This window comes from Variovorax sp. MSC1_012 (genome assembly GCF_023667525.1).
Classification (GTDB): domain Bacteria; phylum Pseudomonadota; class Gammaproteobacteria; order Burkholderiales; family Burkholderiaceae_C; genus Variovorax; species Variovorax beijingensis_B.
Map to the genome: position 1 here is coordinate 2,502,065 of NZ_CM174443.1, position 16,051 is coordinate 2,518,115.

Annotated in this window: 15 protein-coding genes; 5 read left to right on the forward strand and 10 right to left on the reverse strand. The window is 67.1% G+C overall.

Annotation, left to right across the window (positions count from 1 at the left end):
* Positions 1-30: 30 nt before the first annotated feature.
* The 4 genes from L1081_RS11875 to L1081_RS11890 all read left to right on the forward strand — a co-directional run bounded on the left by L1081_RS11875 (position 31) and on the right by L1081_RS11890 (position 2,927).
* Complete coding sequence (locus L1081_RS11875; protein ID WP_489416576.1) at positions 31-870, forward strand: thymidylate synthase; 840 nt, start codon at positions 31-33, stop codon at positions 868-870.
* 4 nt (positions 871-874) lie between these two features.
* Positions 875-1,408 (forward strand): dihydrofolate reductase, encoded by a 534-nt coding sequence (locus L1081_RS11880; protein ID WP_489416577.1) that lies wholly within the window; start codon positions 875-877, stop codon positions 1,406-1,408.
* Entirely contained in the window at positions 1,405-2,526 is a 1,122-nt protein-coding gene (locus L1081_RS11885; RefSeq protein ID WP_489416578.1) for a phosphatase domain-containing protein, read from the forward strand. Before L1081_RS11880 ends, L1081_RS11885 begins: the two co-directional genes overlap by 4 nt.
* A gap of 161 nt (positions 2,527-2,687) precedes the next feature.
* Entirely contained in the window at positions 2,688-2,927 is a 240-nt protein-coding gene (locus L1081_RS11890) for a hypothetical protein (RefSeq protein WP_145741851.1), read from the forward strand.
* On the opposite strand, the gene ligD is transcribed toward L1081_RS11890, so the two are convergent.
* The 8 genes from ligD to L1081_RS11930 form a co-directional block, all read right to left on the reverse strand.
* Positions 2,914-5,454, reverse strand: coding sequence for a DNA ligase D (ligD, locus tag L1081_RS11895; protein ID WP_489416579.1), 2,541 nt, complete (start codon positions 5,452-5,454; stop codon positions 2,914-2,916). The genes L1081_RS11890 and ligD overlap by 14 nt on opposite strands.
* Positions 5,433-6,446: a lysylphosphatidylglycerol synthase domain-containing protein gene (locus L1081_RS11900; protein ID WP_489416580.1), complete on the reverse strand. Its 1,014-nt coding sequence runs from the start codon at positions 6,444-6,446 to the stop codon at positions 5,433-5,435. The genes ligD and L1081_RS11900 overlap by 22 nt, the downstream gene beginning before the upstream one ends.
* The gene (locus L1081_RS11905; protein WP_489416581.1) at positions 6,443-7,921 is read right to left on the reverse strand and encodes an ATP-binding protein; all 1,479 of its coding nucleotides are present in this window, start codon (positions 7,919-7,921) and stop codon (positions 6,443-6,445) included. Before L1081_RS11905 ends, L1081_RS11900 begins: the two co-directional genes overlap by 4 nt.
* 65 nt (positions 7,922-7,986) lie before the next feature.
* A complete protein-coding gene (locus tag L1081_RS11910) occupies positions 7,987-9,492 on the reverse strand; it encodes an ATPase domain-containing protein (protein ID WP_489416582.1) in 1,506 nt (501 codons plus the stop codon).
* A gap of 173 nt (positions 9,493-9,665) precedes the next feature.
* Entirely contained in the window at positions 9,666-9,845 is a 180-nt protein-coding gene (locus L1081_RS11915; RefSeq protein ID WP_489416583.1) for a hypothetical protein, read from the reverse strand.
* 79 nt (positions 9,846-9,924) lie between these two features.
* A complete protein-coding gene (locus L1081_RS11920) occupies positions 9,925-10,878 on the reverse strand; it encodes a cation diffusion facilitator family transporter (RefSeq protein WP_489416584.1) in 954 nt (317 codons plus the stop codon).
* Between the two features lie 66 nt (positions 10,879-10,944).
* Positions 10,945-11,124 carry a DUF3606 domain-containing protein gene (locus L1081_RS11925; protein ID WP_489416585.1) on the reverse strand — a complete coding sequence of 60 codons (180 nt, stop codon included), beginning with the start codon at positions 11,122-11,124 and terminating at the stop codon, positions 10,945-10,947.
* 127 nt (positions 11,125-11,251) lie between these two features.
* A complete protein-coding gene (locus L1081_RS11930; RefSeq protein ID WP_489416586.1) occupies positions 11,252-12,028 on the reverse strand; it encodes a metallophosphoesterase in 777 nt (258 codons plus the stop codon).
* Positions 12,029-12,158: 130 nt separating this feature from the next.
* Here L1081_RS11930 and L1081_RS11935 point away from each other — a divergent pair, with 130 nt between their 5' ends.
* On the forward strand, positions 12,159-13,028 hold the full coding sequence (locus L1081_RS11935; RefSeq protein WP_489416587.1) for a nucleotidyltransferase: 870 nt from the start codon (positions 12,159-12,161) through the stop codon (positions 13,026-13,028).
* Here L1081_RS11935 and L1081_RS11940 read toward each other — a convergent pair.
* The gene (locus L1081_RS11940) at positions 13,025-15,412 is read right to left on the reverse strand and encodes a DNA polymerase II (RefSeq protein WP_489416588.1); all 2,388 of its coding nucleotides are present in this window, start codon (positions 15,410-15,412) and stop codon (positions 13,025-13,027) included. The two genes, L1081_RS11935 and L1081_RS11940, sit on opposite strands and share 4 nt — an antisense overlap.
* A gap of 110 nt (positions 15,413-15,522) precedes the next feature.
* Positions 15,523-15,807, reverse strand: coding sequence for a DUF1090 family protein (locus L1081_RS11945; RefSeq protein ID WP_489416589.1), 285 nt, complete (start codon positions 15,805-15,807; stop codon positions 15,523-15,525).
* Positions 15,808-16,051 lie beyond the last annotated feature (244 nt).

Here is a 16,051-nt window from a genome sequence, read left to right on the forward strand (position 1 = left end):
ATGCTAGCGCCGCCCCGTAAAATTCCCAACATGACCTCGCCCGCCCGCCCCGTCCGCTCCCAATACGAAGACTTCATGCGCCATGTGGACACCCATGGCGTCCACAAGAGCGACCGCACCGGCACAGGCACCAAGAGCGTGTTCGGCCACCAGATGCGCTTCGACCTGAACGAAGGCTTTCCGCTGGTGACCACTAAAAAGGTGCACCTGCGGTCCATCATCCAGGAACTGCTGTGGTTCTTGACCGGTTCCAGCAACAACAACTGGCTCAAGGAGCGCGGCGTCACCATCTGGGACGAGTGGGCGCGCGAGGACGGCGACCTGGGCCCGGTGTACGGCGTGCAGTGGCGCAGCTGGCCCACGCCGGACGGCGGCCACATCGACCAGATCTCCGAAGTCATCAAGACCCTGAAGACCAACCCCGATTCGCGCCGCATCATCGTGAGCGCATGGAACGTGGCCGAGCTTTCGAAGATGGCGCTCATGCCCTGCCATGCCTTCTTCCAGTTCTACGTGGCGCCGCCGCAGGCACCGGGCGAGCGCGGCAGGCTGAGCTGCCAGCTCTACCAGCGCAGCGCCGACATCTTCCTGGGCGTGCCCTTCAACATCGCAAGCTACGCGCTGCTCACGCACATGGTGGCGCAGCAGTGCGATCTCGACGTGGGCGATTTCATCTGGACCGGCGGCGACTGCCACATCTACAGCAACCACGCCGAGCAGGTCGCGCTGCAGCTGAGCCGCACGCCCTACCCGTATCCCACGCTCCGCATCAAGCGCAAGCCGGCCTCGATCTTCGACTACCAGTACGAAGACTTCGAGGTGCTCGACTACCGGCACCACGATCCCATCAAGGCACCGGTGGCGGTGTAGGCCCATGTCCGAGCTCGCCACGACACCGCGCATCCACCTGATCTTCGCGCGCGCCGCCAACGGCGTGATCGGCGCCAAGGGCACCATTCCCTGGCACCTGCCCGAAGACATGGTGCACTTCAAGCAGCAGACGGCCGGCGCCCCGGTGGTCATGGGCCGCAAGACCTGGGATTCGCTGCCGCCGCGCTTCCGGCCGCTGCCGGGGCGGCGCAACATCGTTGTGACGCGGCAGGACGACTGGAAGGCCGAAGGCGCGTGGCGCGTGGGCAGCCTGCAGGATGCGCTGGCGCTGTGCGAGGAATCGCAGGTACCCGATGTGTGGGTCATCGGCGGCGCGCAGATCTATGCCGAAGCCGAGCCGCTCGCGCAGCAGGTGGTCGTGACCGAACTCGCGCACGACTACGAAGGCGATGCGCATGCGCCGGAACTCTCCCCCTCCGCCTGGCGCGAAACCAAGCGCGAATCGCATGTCTCGGCGAAGGAGGGCCTCAACTACAGCTTCGTGACCTACGAACGCATCGCGCCATCGAAGGCATGAACGCAGACGAGCCGCGCGCCATCGCCCCGCCGCTGCGGCGCCGCTCCCTGCTGGCCGGCGCCGCACTGCTTTGTGGCCTGGCGCCCATGCAGGCGCTGCGGGCGGCCGAGCGGCTCGATCCCGACGAAGAAGCGCTCTTCATTCCCGGCACCGCGCGCCCTACCGCCGATGGCCGGCTCGAAGTCGACATCCACGCCTGGGTCTACGAACCCGAGCGCCGCTGGGGCCTGAATGCCGCGTTCGCGCACTACCTGGGCCTGAACCTGAAGAAGCTCTCGCCGGCGGCGCGGCTGCGCTTCAACCAGCGCACCGCGCTGTTCCACGCCGAGTCGGAAGAAGGCAAGGTGTTCGAACTCGACTTCGACGGCAGCGCCGCGCGCGTGGCCACGCCGCCTTCGGGCGCCGACGGCCGCATGAACATGCGCATCGTCATCGACCCGCCCCGAACGCCGCCTTCGGCCGAGTGGCTGAAGTTCCATGCCGTGACCGGGCCCGGCGAACTGCTGCATCGCTTCAGGGGCGAGGCACTGATCGTCCCCGCGCAGGGCCTGTCGATCATTTCGGACATCGACGACACCATCAAGCGCACGCAGGTGCGCGACCGGCGCGAGATGCTGCTCAACACGTTCGCGCGGCGCTTCGAGGCGGCGCCCGGCATGGCGGCCTACTACCGCGCGCTGGCCAAGGCGCCGGACACGCGCTTCCACTATCTTTCGGCAAGCCCGATACAGCTGTACCGCGCGCTCGCCGATTTCCTTCGCGATGCGGATTTTCCCTTGGGCAGCATGCACCTGCGCGAAAGCACGACCTGGCGCACGCTCATCCCCGGCGAGCAGGATTCGCGCACGCACAAGCTCGGCGTGATCGAGCGCCTGCTGGCCGACTTTCCGCAGCGCCGGTTCATGCTGGTGGGCGATTCGGGCGAGAGCGATCCCGAGATCTACGGGCAGGTCTTTCGCGCCCATCCCGGCCGCATCGAGAGCATCGCGATACGCGACGTGACCGGCGAGGACAGCCGCGCCGAGCGCTATGCGGCCGCCTTCGAAGGCGTGGCACCCGGCCTCTGGCAGATTCTTTCCCCCGAACGGGCCCCGGCACCGATCCAGCTGGCAAGGTGAGCGCCCGGCGCCGAAACACTATCGGCACCTTCGTTTCCGGTATCGGCGAGAAAAGAACACTTAGGTACACACCAGAAAGTCGTGTGCCTCGCAGGGATTAGGCAGAACCGTGATTTTTTCCGCAGAATGTTCCCTCCACCATCCAGACAAGGAGACGGCTCATGTCCATGGAGTTTCTTCGGGTCATCGCCGAGCAGAAATTGCCATACGTCGTCCACACGCCAGCCGACATTGACAGGCTGCGCGTGCTGCGTGCGGCCGAGCTGGTGACCGCTTTCATCCCGCCGTCCAGCCATGCGCCGGACGACCGGGCGATACGCCAGCTCGCCCAGGTGGAATCGATCACCGCCAAGGGCAAGCTGGCGCTGAACAAGGCCACCTCGGCCTTCATCGAACTCTGAAGCCCAGCAGCTTCATCGCGGCTCCCGGACTCTTTGCAGCCTTTTCGTATCCGGCCCAAGGATCGTTGCCGCGGTCGAGCCGGGCATGGATGTTCCGCAAGGTCCACTGCGCACCGCTCGCGAGCGTGGGAACCTCCTGCCAATCTACCGGCACCGACACGCCCATGCCGGGGCGCGCCCGCACCGACCAGGCGCAGATGGTGGTCGCGCCGAAGCCGTTGCGCAGGTAGTCGATGAAGATGCGGCCGACGCGGTTGCTCGGCCCGCTCTTGGCGACGAACATCTGCGGCAGGGTGCGCGCCATGTGACGCACGATGGCCTGCGAGAAATCCTTGATGGTGTCCCAGTCGTACTGCCGCCTGAGCGGCACCACCACGTGCAGCCCCTTGCCGCCGCTGGTCTTGCAGAACGGCGCCAGGTCCAGTTCGTCGAGCACCACGCGCATCAGCTCCGCTGCTTGCAGCACCATGGGCCAGCCAACGCCCTCCCCCGGGTCGAGGTCGAAGGTCATGCGGTCGGGCTTGCCGATGAGCGTCTTCACGCCGTTCCAGGTATGGAACTCGATGACGTTCATCTGCGCCGCACTCAGCAGCCCGAGCGGGCCCGCCACCTCGATCAGCTCGGGGTGCTCCGGCCACAGCGCCGCATCGAGCTGCCGCACGCCGGCCATCTGCCCCAGCTCGAGATGCTTCTGGAAGAAGAGCTGCCCCTTGATGCCCTGCGGCGCGCGCACGAACGACACGGGCCGGCCCTTGAGGTGCGGCATCATCAGCGGCGCGACCAGGCCGTAGAAGCGCACCACCTCCACCTTGGTGATGCCGGTCGACGGATCGACCACGCGGTCGGCGTGCGAGACCTTGAAGTTGGCGGGCATGGTGGCGGCGGGTTCGGGCTCGGGCTCCGTTTCGCGGTCGGCGCCCGCCTGGTGCACCGGCTTCTCTCGAATGATGGCCTTGGCGGGCTTGTCCGAACGCACGCTGTGGAACACCGGATGCCGCACGTGGCCGTCCTTCGTCCATTCGGAAAACGTGACCTCGGCCAGCAGCACCGGCTTGACCCAGTGCGCGCGGCGGTCGTTCTCGGTCGGGTTCTTGAACGGCCGCTGGTCGATGCCGAGCGGCTTCAGCCTCTCGAGCATGTCGGCGAGCGTTCGTCCGTTGAAGCCCGCGCCCACCGCGCCGGCGTAGACAAGGTCGCCCTTGTCGTCATGCACACCGATCAGCAGTGCGCCGATGCCCACGCGCGAGCCCTTGGGATCGGTGTAGCCGCCGATGACGAACTCCTGCCGCTGCGAGCATTTGAGCTTGATCCAGTCGGGCGAGCGGCGCGAGGCATAGACGCTGTTCTTGCGCTTTCCGATCACGCCTTCGAGACCGATCTTGCAGGCCGAGGCGACGATGTCCTCGGGCGGCGCATCGAAGATCTCGCTGAAGCGGATTTCGGGCGGTGCCTTGGCAAGCAGCGCCTGCAGCAGACGGCGCCGCTCGACCAGCGGCACGCCGGTGAGATCGAAGCCGCCGTGGTACGGCAGGTCGAACAGGAAGTAGATGATGTTGCGCGTGTTCTCGCTGTCGAAGGCGTTCTGCAGGGCCTGGAAGTCCGTGCCGCCGGACTCGTTGAGCACCACGATCTCGCCATCGAGCCAGCCGGGCTTCAGCTTCATGCGCTCGATCGCGCGCACCAGGTGCGGCATGCGGCCGCTCCAGTCATGGCCGTTGCGCGTGAGCAGCTGCACGCCGCCTTTGGCATCGATGCGCGCGAGCAGGCGGTAGCCGTCGAACTTGATCTCGTAGAACCAGTTCTCGGGGTCGGGCGGCGGGCCATCGACCAGCGTGGCGAGCAGCGGCGAGAGCTTGGCGGGCATGGCGGCCTTCACCGCATCGGCGGGCATGCCGCTGGCCGATGCCTTGCCGCGCCTTTTGGCCGGCGCGGGCGGCGCCTCAGCGGGCGCCGAGATCGCCGCAGCGGGCATCGGCATCTGCGCCACGCTGTCCGGGAACTGGTCGACCACGCTGAACTCCGCAGCCGGGCGGGCGTACTCGTCGTGCTCCTTGATCAGCAGCCACGCGTCCTGCTTGCCATCGGCCTTGCCGTGCATGCGCACCAGGGTCCACTTGCCGCGCAGCTTGTAGCCGTGCAGCTCGAACTTGAGACGCCCCGCCTTGTAGCCCTTGCGCGGATCGCCGATGGGCGTCCAGCTGCCCTTGTCCCAGATGATCACCTTGCCAGCGCCGTACTGCCGGGGCGGGATCTCGCCCTCGAACTGGTTGTAGGCGATGGGATGGTCCTCCACATGCACGGCCATGCGCTTGTCGTGCGTGTCGTAGCTGGGGCCCTTGGGCACTGCCCAGCTCTTCATGGCGCCATCGAGCTCGATTCGGAAGTCGTAGTGCAGCCGGGTGGCCCAGTGCTTCTGCACCACGAACTGCAGCACGCCGGGCGCCGATGCGCCGCCCTCCTCGGGCTCGGGCGTGGCGCCGAAGTTGCGCTTTTCCTTGTAGCGCTTCAGGGGGTTTGTGCGCGCCATGGTGTGTCGGCCTCCGTGTCCAGCGGATGGCTTGCCGCGTAGCGTTCGAGCAGCAGGTAGAGCACCAGGCCGCCGATCAGCGGCAGCAGGTAGTAGAGCGCGCGATAGGCCAGCACGGCCCCCATCAGCGCGCCCTGGCGCACGGTGCCCGAGAGCAGCGCCAGGTAGACGGCCTCGAGCACGCCGAGCCCGGCCGGAATCGGCGTGATCACGCCGACGATGGACGCGGCAAGCAGCACGCTCAGCGTGGTGGCGTACGGCACCTGCCGGCCCAAGAGCAGGTACATCGCGCAGCCCATCAATGCCCAGTTGGCGGTGGAGAGCGTGAGCTGGACGACCGCAAGCTGCGCCGAGGGGAGCCTCACCCGCCGCCCCCTCACCTGCCACTGCCGCCCGCGCGAAAAGGCACAGGCCACCACGTACGCTGCCGCGAGAAGAATCATCAGCACGCCCAGCGCGCGCAACGCGTCCGCCCCGATGCCCGCCTGGCGCGGCGGCGTGATGACGCCGGCGGCAAACAGGCCGCCGGCCAGCAGCCCGTAGCCGAGCCAGTTGGTGGCCAGGCTCACGCCGACCACCTGCGCCACCGCCGCTTCGTCGAGGCCGGCGCGCACATAGAGCCGGGCGCGCATCGCAATGCCGCCGACCAGCGAACCCAGGTTGAGATTGAAGGCATAGCTCGTCACCGCAATGGCCCAGGTGCGCCAGCGCGGCACCCGGTGGCGCGTGTGCCGCCGGCCGATGAGGTCGAAGCATCCGTAGAGCGCATGGCTCGCGGTTGCGATGGCCCAGACCCCCAGCAGCAGCATCGCCGGATAGCGCTGCAGGGCCTCCCATGCGCCGGCCCAGTCGACCTTGTGCGCATGCGACAGCAGCAGGCCCAGCACCGCGAGTCCCAGCAGCGGCAGCAGCCATCGGCGGCAGCGGCGCCAGAGCGATGGCCTGCCGGTCGGCGGGTCCGCGGCCGAAAGCGTGGTCGCGTCGTGGTTCATGGCGGCACCAGGGTGGAAATCAGCGCCGGCAGGTCGAGCGGCTTGAGCAGATGGTGGTCGAACCCGGCCATCGCAATGCGCTCCTTGTCGCCGTGCTGGCCCCAGCCGGTCAGCGCGACGAGGATCAAGCCGGCCAGCGCGGGGTCGGCGCGCAGCCGCGTTGCAAGCTCGCAGCCGTCCATGCCCGGCATGCCGATGTCGAGGATCGCGAGCCCGGGCGGCGGACCGTCGGCCATCATGCGCAGCGCGGCATCTCCGCTGTAGGCCACGCGCGTGGTTGCGCCCATCGAGCGCAGCAGCTCGCCCAGCGCATCGGCCGCATCCCTGTTGTCGTCGACGATCAGCACCGTGCCCGGCAGCGAGGCCGGCCAGCCGCGAACGGCCGGTGCCGGCGACTGCGGCACGCCGGCCTCGACGCGGGCGAGCGGCAGGCGCACGCAGAACATCGCGCCCTGGCCCAGGCCCGCGCTGGTTGCCTCGACGCTGCCGCCATGAAGCTCGACCAGGCTCTTCACCAGCGTGAGGCCGATGCCCAGGCCGCCCTGCGCCGCCTTGGAGGTGCCGCTCACCTGCACGAACATCTCGAAGATCGACTTCAGCATGTCCGGCGCAATGCCGGTGCCGTTGTCCCAGACCTCGACCACGGCGTCGCGCCCTTCCTGGCGCAGCACGATGCGGATCTTTCCGCCGGGCGCGGTGTACTTGGCGGCGTTGTTGAGCAGGTTGGAGAACACCTGCGTCAGGCGAACGCCGTCGCCTCGCACGACGACCGGCTCGGTGCACAGCTGCGTGCTCAGCGTGTGCCTGGCGCCTTCGAGCAGCGGCCGGCTCAGCTCAATGGCGTCCTCGATCACCGCTTCGAGCGCCACCGCCTCCATGCGCAGCTCGATCTTGCCGCGCGTGATGCGCGAGACCTCCATCAGGTCGTTCACGAGCCGCACCATGTGATCGATCTGCCTCCCCATGAGCTCGTAGTAGCGCCGGGCTTCCGCGGGCTCGTGCGGCTTTCGCGTCAGGAGCGCGAGCGCGGTGCTCATCGGCGCGAGCGGGTTGCGCAACTCATGCGCCAGCGTTGCAAGGAACTCTGTCTTGCGCTGGTCCGATTCGCGCAGGCCGTCGAGCAGCTCGCGCAGCTGGTACTGCCGGTTGCGCGCCCTGAGCGCCGCGCGGACCGTGCTGATCAGCGAGGCCACGCGCATCGGCCGCTCGATCACGGTGACGTTCGCGAGCCGGTCCATGGCCTTGGCGATGACGGGCGAGTCCGCGCCCTGGCGCGCAAGAACGAGCACCGGCAGATCGGACCACGGAGGCTGCGAGCCCAGCGCTTCGGCCAGCGCGGCCGCGGCCGGATCGGCCAGCACTTCTTCCGCCAGCATGATGGCGCCGGCGCCTTCCCCCAGCCCCCGCACGAGCTCGCAGAGGCTGTCGCAGGTGTGGGCCGCAATCTGTGCGCGGGCCAGTACGGCGCTTGCCATGAGGGCGTCCCTGGAGGTTGCGGTCCGCAACAGGATGCGCTGCTCGGCGGATGCGGCGGGCGGGCTCACGATGCGTGCTGCGCGCCGTCGATGGGAATGGGGATGCCCGTCAGGATGCCCCTGAAATGACGCAGCGGCTCGCCGACCTTGAGGCCTGTGGCGGTCATCGAGAAATCGCGGATGCTGCGCTCGTGCGCACCGCCGCGCTTCTTCAGCACCGAGATCGCCTGGCGCACTTCGCCCGCCAGCTCGAAGTAGCGAAGCAGCACCACCGCGTCCGCCAGGTAGCTCGCATCCACGGGCGTCTTCATCTGCATGCCGATGAGGCCATGCTGCGCGCCCACCAGCAACGTGGCGACGCCGGCCTGGCCCAGGTAGGAAAGAAGCTCGTGCAACTGCACGATCAGGAAGCGCTCGTCCGGCATGGCGTTGAGGTAGCCGTTGAGGCTGTCGATCACCACCACCGCCGCACCGCACTCCACCACCGCCAGCCGGATCAGGTGCACGAACTCGCCCGGCGAGAGCTCGGCGGGGTCGACCTGCCGCACCTTGATGCGGCCGGATTCGATGTACGGCCCCAGGTCCATGCCCATGCTTTGGCAGCGCGTGCGCAGCGTGTGGATGCTCTCGTCGAAGATGAAGAGGGCCGCGCATTCGCCGCGCTGCGCCGCAGCCAGTGCAAACTGCACGGCCACCGTCGACTTTCCCGTGCCCGGCGCGCCGACGAACAGCGTGCTCGTGCCGCGTTCCAGGCCGCCGCCCAGCAGCGCGTCGAGCGCATCCAGACCGCTGGGAATGCGCGCCTGCACGACGGCCGGCGCCGAGGGATGCTCGGAGGCGACCAGGCGCGGAAAGACGCGCAGGCCGCCGCGCTCGATGCGGTAGTCGTGGTAGCCGCCGCGGAATTGCTGGCCCCGGTACTTGCTGACCACGAGCCGGCGCCGCGCGGCGCCGTAGTCGGAGCTGATCTGCTCGAGCCGGATCACCGCATGGGCAATGCTCTGCACCTGCAGGTCGTGCTTCATGGCAGTCATGTCGTCCAGCAGCAGCACCGTGCATTGGCGGCCGGCAAAGAACTGCTTGAGCGCGAGGATCTGCCGCCGGTAGCGCAGCGAACTGCCGGCCAGCAGGCGCAGTTCGGACAGCGAGTCGAACACCACGCGCGAGGGCTTGAGCACATCGACATCCGAGAGGATGCGAAGGGTCGTCTCGCTGAGTTCGACCTCGGACGGGTGGAACATCGTGTACTGCTCGTCGGGCTCGAGTGCGGCCTCCGACGGAAGCATCTCGCGCACCTCGATGCCGCTCAGGTCCCAGCCATGGGATTTCGCCACGCCCCTGAGCTCGCGCGCTGTTTCCGACAGCGTGACGTACAGCACCGATTCGCCGCGCCTGGCGCCCTCGATCAGGAATTGAAGCGCGATGGTGGTCTTGCCGGCACCGGGCGTGCCTTCGACCAGGTAGAGGCGGTTGGACGTGAGCCCGCCACCCAGAACATCGTCGAGGCCGGGAACACCGACTTTCATCAGGCCGTCCTGGGCGGACGGCAAGGCCGTGCCGTCGAGTTTCATTTCTTCCTCCATCGTTGGACAGACAGTCCTTTCTGCCCTGTTCTCTGCTTGCGATCTGCTGGCGCAAGGATTTTTATCAAGAGGCGTGGCCCCAGGGTTGTAGGGCATCACCCTTCTTCGGGACAAGACAACGCCACTGCGCCGCAGCCGCCGTACGCGGGCTGCGGAAGGCCTCAGGACTTGTCAGGTGTCTTGCGTTCGGCATCACCCCGGTCCTCGAGCTTCTTGTTGTCGACCTTCTTCATCAGCTCCTCGCCCTCGGTGTCCTTGCCATCGGTGGGCACGGATTCTTCCTGGGTGATCTCCGGTTCGTCATGGGAGCGCTCGCGGCGCTTCGGCGGTGGCTTGTTCATGGCTGGCAACCTCCTGAATGAGCCCCGACAGTGGAGTGCCTGCGGCACGGGCGCGCTCAGGCAATGGCGGCAGCAATCGTCAGCCAACGCCGACGATCCCGCCGGCCCGCGCGGAAGCTGCTTCTTCCACGGGCGCCTCGCTCGCCTCGATGAAGAGCCGCCTGATCATCGGGAAGCGACCGCGTACCTGGCGCTCGATCGCGGCTATGGCATCGGCGGCCTCGCCGGTCGCCGTGCCCTCCCTGAAATTCAGGTCGACCACCGCCAACACCTCGTCGGGGCCGATGTACATCGACAGCACGTGGCCGACGTCCTGCACGCTCGGCTGCTCCATGGCCAGGCTGCGGATGGCGCGCGCGGTCTCCGGGCGAATGCCCTCGCCGATCAGCAGCCCGCGGGCCTGGCCGATCAGCAGCACCGCCACGCCGGCCAGCAGCAGCCCGATCACCACCGAGGCCGCGCCGTCCAGCGCCGGCATGCCGAGCCGATGGCTGAAGTAGATGCCCAGCGCCGCCACGGCAAGCCCGGCCAGCGCCGCCGAATCCTCGGCCAGCACGGTGTAGGTGGTGGGGTCCTTGCTTTGCCCGAGCGCGCGCCAAAACGGAGTGCCCCGCGACTGGGCGCGGAACTGCCGCAGCGCAACCAGGAAGCTCGCGCCTTCGAACAACGCGGCCAGCCCCAGCACCAAGTAGTTCCAGCCCGGATCGCGCATCGGCTCCGGCTTGCGGATGTGCTGGATGCCCTCGTAGAACGACACGCCGCCGCCCAGCCCGAAGATCAGCACTGCGACGATCAGGCTCCAGAAGTACAGCTCCTTGCCGTGGCCGAAGGGATGCTCGGGTGTTGCGGGCCGCTGGCTCAGCCGGATGCCCACCAGCAGCAGAACGCCGTTGAAGGTATCGACCGCCGAATGAATGCCTTCGGACAGCATGGCCGAACTGCCGGTGATGCCGGCCACCGTGAACTTGGTGGCGGCAATGGCCACATTGGCCGCGATGGCGCCGTAGATCGCAAGCTTCGATTCGGCAGCCATCAGGGGTTCGGACGGCGGTGCGCCGCTCGGCCCTTGCGTTCAGCCCCGGCCTTCAGCCTTCAGCCTTCAGGGAAGGCCAAGGTAGATCCGCAGATCGTCCTTCATGGTCCCCGCGGATGCGACCGCCATGCGCAGGCGGGCCTCGCTGACGCCGAAACACTTCGTCCAGTAGTCGACCTCTTTCAGGTCGGTGATGTCGATTTGCTCATCGTCCTGTGGGACGCGGATCTCCATGTCGTCCGGCATCGCGGGATCTCCAAGTGGGTTGGAGACGGAAGTTTCCCCGGCCGGGGAAGCCGCCATGCCAGCCGGATGCCATGGCTCATGCAGGACATGTTCTACATGCCGTGGCCTGCCGCGGTTTCGGGATGTTTCATGAAGCCAGTTCCGCTTCTTCCTCGGCCGGCTCGCGCGGCAGCTCGTACAGGAAGAAAGGCGGCGCGTCGGGCCGGCTGCGCTGCAGCAGGGGCTTGGCAACGTTGTAGACCGGCACGCCGTTGATGGTTCGCCCCTCGAGCGTGCCGCGGTGCGCGTGGCCGTGGAACACCGCATCCATCGGATAGCGCAGCAGCGGCTCTTCCAGGCGGCTGCTGCCCAGGAACGGAAAGATCTCCACCGGCTCGCCCTGCACTGTGCCGGCAATCGGCGCGTAGTGCAGCAGCGCAATGCGCCGCCGGGTGCGCAGCTTGGCCAGCGCCGACTCCAGCTTCATCGCCTCGTTGAGCGCCTCCTGCACGAACAGCTTGATCGCCGGTTCGCCCCAGGCCCCCAGCGAGCCGCGTCCGAAGCCGCCGGCAAAGCCCTTCGCACCGGCAATGCCCACGCCTTCGATCTCGCAGGCCGCGCCATCGAGCACGCAAACGCCGGCATGCGTGAGCGCCTCGGTCACCCGTTCGGGCGTGCCGGATTCATAGTCGTGGTTGCCCAGGACGGCAACGATGGGGATGGGAACGGCACCCAGCTCTTCGGCCAGGACCTTGGCTTCCTCCGCGGTGCCGTAGTCGGTGAGATCGCCGCACAGCAGCAGCGCATCGGCCTCGTCGGCGGCCTGCGCGAAGAAGCTGCGCAGCGTGCCTGCCGCGTCCTTGTGGACATGGATGTCGCCGACCGCGGCGAACCGGACATGGGAAGAAGATTTCGGATTGGGCATCGCAAGAAGGCTGCGCCTGGATGCCGCTGACCGTGATCGGCCTCATCCTGCGACGGCTGTAGGCGCTTGCCGACGACCGGTGGGGCCGTTTGCCAGGAGCGCCCCTGCCGGCCGGCCCTACATTGCCTGAATGGAGCCCACGACCGCCCTTGCGCTTTCGCTGGAAGAAGCAGAAGAAGTCGAACCCCGCGTGGCCGACTTCTACCGGCAGACGCTGTGCGCACTGAACGGTGCGGGCATTCCTTTCCTGGTCGGCGGCGCCTTCGCGCATGCCTGCCACACCGGCATCCGCCGATCGACCAAGGACCTGGACCTGTTCATCCGCCGCGCGGACTACGAACGCATCGCGCAGCTGATGGGGCAGCACGGCCGGCGCACCGAAATGAGCTATCCGCACTGGCTGGCCAAGGTGCACGACGGGCAGGAGTTCATCGACCTGATCTTCAACTCGGGCAACGGTCTCATGCCTGTGGACGAGCGCTGGTTCCGCGACAACCGCCGCACCGAAATCCTGGGCGTGCCGGTGCTCGTTGCCAATGTGGAGGACAGCCTGCTGTCCAAGGCCTTCATCATGGAGCGCGAGCGCTACGACGGCGGCGACATCGCCCACCTGCTGCAGGCCAACGCCGAGCAGCTGGACTGGTCCCGCCTGCTGGAGCGCTTTGGCCCGCACTGGCGGGTGCTGCTGGCCCATCTGACATTGTTCGGCTACATCTACCCCCGCGAGCGGCAGCGCATTCCCGGCTGGGTGCTGGACCGGCTGATGGCACGCCTGGCTGATGAGATGCGAGAGCCGCCGGCCTCGAGCGAGAACGTATGCGCCGGCACCCTCTTGTCGCGCGAGCAATACCTTCACGACATCGAGCACTTGGGCTACGTGGACGGCCGCCTCACCCCTGCCAGCACCATGACGGCCGAAGACGTGGCCGCCTGGACCGAGGCCATTCCGGAGAGAAGATTGCAAGAAGACCAGGCGCCCGGAAGACCTGACCCGGTCTAGAAAAGCCCGCGTTGCGAAGTCGTCAAGGCCATGAAGCTTTCCCCCATCGGCTGAAGAATGGCGTCGGCAATCGGCTGGAGCTGCCGGGTGAGGTAGTGTTCGTAGTCGATGCGCGAATGGCGGGTTTCCAGCGGCTCCGGCCCGTTCTGCGTCATCACGTACTGGATCCAGCCGCCTTTCTGATACTGCTTGGGCCGACCGACACGGCCGTTGTGTTCGTCGGCGATGCGCGCGGCCCGGACCTGCGGCGGCACGTTGACCAGGTAGGCGTCGAGCCGATGGCGCAGGCGCTTGCGGTAGATGAGCAGGTCGTCCTTGGCACCGGCCAGCGTCGACTTCGCATAGTCGGTCACGAACTCCTTGTAGGGCTCGCCCTGGAAGATGCGTGAAAGCAGGCCCTGCTGGAACTGCCGCGCCAGCGGGGTCCAGTCGCTGCGCGCCATTTCCAGTCCGCGGTACACCATCTCCTCCTTGCCCGCGGCATCGGCACTGAGGCCTGCGTAGCGCTTCTTGCTGCCGATCTCCGTGCCGCGGATGGTGGGCATGAAGAACTTCTTGTAGTGGGTGTCGACCTCGATCTCGAGAAAGCTCTCCAGGCCCTGTTCTTCGTGCAGCGTGCGCGTCCACCAGCCGTTGATGTCGGCCGCCAGGCTGGTCGCGACGGCGTGCGCCTCCTCGTTGGTGTGGGCGCGCTTGAGCCAGATGAAGATGGAGTCGGTATCGCCATAGATGGCTTCGTAGCCCCGCTTCTCCACGAACTCGCGCGTGAGCTTCATCATCTCGTGCCCGCGAAGGGTGATGGCGGACACCAGCTTGGGGTTGAAGAACCGGCACTCGGCCGCGCCCAGCACGCCGGCGAAGGAGTTCATGAGCAGCTTCAGCGCTTGCGACAGCGGTTCGTTCTTCGCCCGCTTGGCCTCGTCCCGGGCGCGCCAGAGGGTGGTCACGATCGCGGGCAGGCAATGCCTGTCGCGTGAAAAGACGGTCCCCTGTGGTCCCTTGACGAGCGTGGCCGGTTCTTCGCTGGCGTTCGAGCCCTCGATGAGCCCCACCGGATCGACCAGGAAGGTCCGGATGATCGAGGGATAGAGGCTCTTGTAGTCCAACACCACGACAGAGTCGTAGAACCCCGGTTTCGAATCCATCACGTAGCCGCCGGGATAGGCCTTGCTCGGAATCTCGCCCACATTCGGCGCCACGTAGCCAAGGCGATGCATCCGCGGCAGGTAATGATGGCTGAACGCGGCAATGGAGCCACCGAAGTGGTCGGCCTGCAGGCCCGTGGTCTGGGCCCGCTCCATCACGAACTGCAGCAGCCTGGCCTTGTCGAAGATGCGCAGGACCAGTTCGCAGTCTCGGATGTTGTAGAGCGCGAGCGCGGGCTTGTCTTGCTGGTAGCGCCGCTCGATCTCCGCCATCTTGTCGTACTCGTCGCCGATGGCCTTGCCTTCACCGAGCAGCGTCTGCGAGACGGTCTCGAGGCTGAAGGACGGGAAGCTCCACACCGCGGCCCTGAGCGCGTCGATGCCGTCGATGACGACCCGGCCCGGCGTAGGCGCGAACAGGTAGCCCTGCTTGCCCGGATGGGTTCGCCATTCGATGGGGCGGCGCTCCCGCCCGAGCAAGAGCTGCACACCGCAGTCGTTGGCTGTCTTCTGCAACACCCGCAGGTCGAACTGGATGACGTTCCAGCCGATGATGACGTCGGGGTCGTTCCGCTCGAACCAATCGTTGAGCTTCTCGATCATGGCCTGGCGGGACGGGCAATAGATGAGCGAGAAGGACATGGGCTCATCCGATACGGGTGGCACCCCTTGTGGCGGTTCGCCCAGCATGAAGACGACACGTTCCGGCGTGCCGTCCAGCGCAATGGAATAGAGCGCTTCGTCCTGACTCGTCTCGATGTCCAGCGACACGAGCTTCAGCACGGGCCGGAATTCGGGCGCGGGCTTGAGCTTGCAGTCGACGATGGTGGTGCGCTCTGCCCGCCCTCCTTCCACCCGCACGCCGGCGGTGATGAAGCGTTCCATCAGGTAGCGGTCGTGCGGGCGCACGTCGGCCTCGAGCAGGGGAATGTCCTGTGCCTGGAGCGCGCGTGCCAACCGGCCGAGCTGGCGGAAGTGCTTCGCATAGACGCCGAGGACCGCTTCCTGCTGGAAGGTCTTGAGCTCGAGCTCGCGCATCTGCGCGCCCGGCATGGCCGCAAGATGGGCTTCGACCGCCGCCCTGTGCCGGGCGGCGACGAACGCGACGCTGCTCCGGGAGGTCAGGACCACTTTCCTCGGCCCCGCATCGGTAGCGAGCCAGTACTCGATCTCCGTGCCGGCGGGCGCGTCACGCCAGTGGCGCGTGAGGATGAAGCCCTGGAGTTCGGTGAATGTCACGAGAGAGCTTGAAGGTTCGGGCAAAGCGGGAGGGCGGACTTGGGCACAGGCGATTTTCCCCTGGCGGCGGGGCCGGAGATCGACGGAGCCCGCCCCCTTCCTATCCGCGTTCAGCGCGCTCCGCTACGCAGCCTCTCGAGTTCGGCCTTCTCCTTGGCCAGCTTGGCTTCCCGGTCAGCGATCTTGCCGGCCTTGCCCTGTTCCCGCGCCTTGTCGATGTCGCGTTGTCGGTCGGCAATCTTCTCCTCTTGGCGGGCAATGCGCGCTGCGTGCTCTTTCTCAAGCTCCGCGTCACTGCAGTTGGCCTGCATCTCGCGCAGCGCTTTCTCCAGTCCGCGTACGCGGCTTGCTTGGCCCTTGGCCTTGGCGTGATCGATGTCGCGCGCGATGTCCACGCGCTTGCTTTCGCAGGTTGCGCGTACAGGTTGCGCCAGAGCAGCATGCGAGAACATCGCTGATGCAAAGATGGCAACGGAGTATGTGAAAACACGCATGAAGTCCCTTTTCAATGGGGAGTCATGATGCCGCAACACTGGCCGGTGCGTCGCGCTTCAGCAGCACGAAGACGAACCCGTTCCTGAACGTCGGGGTGCGGGCAACGGACCCATCGGCTACAGTTGGCAAGCAGCAGCAAGCAGC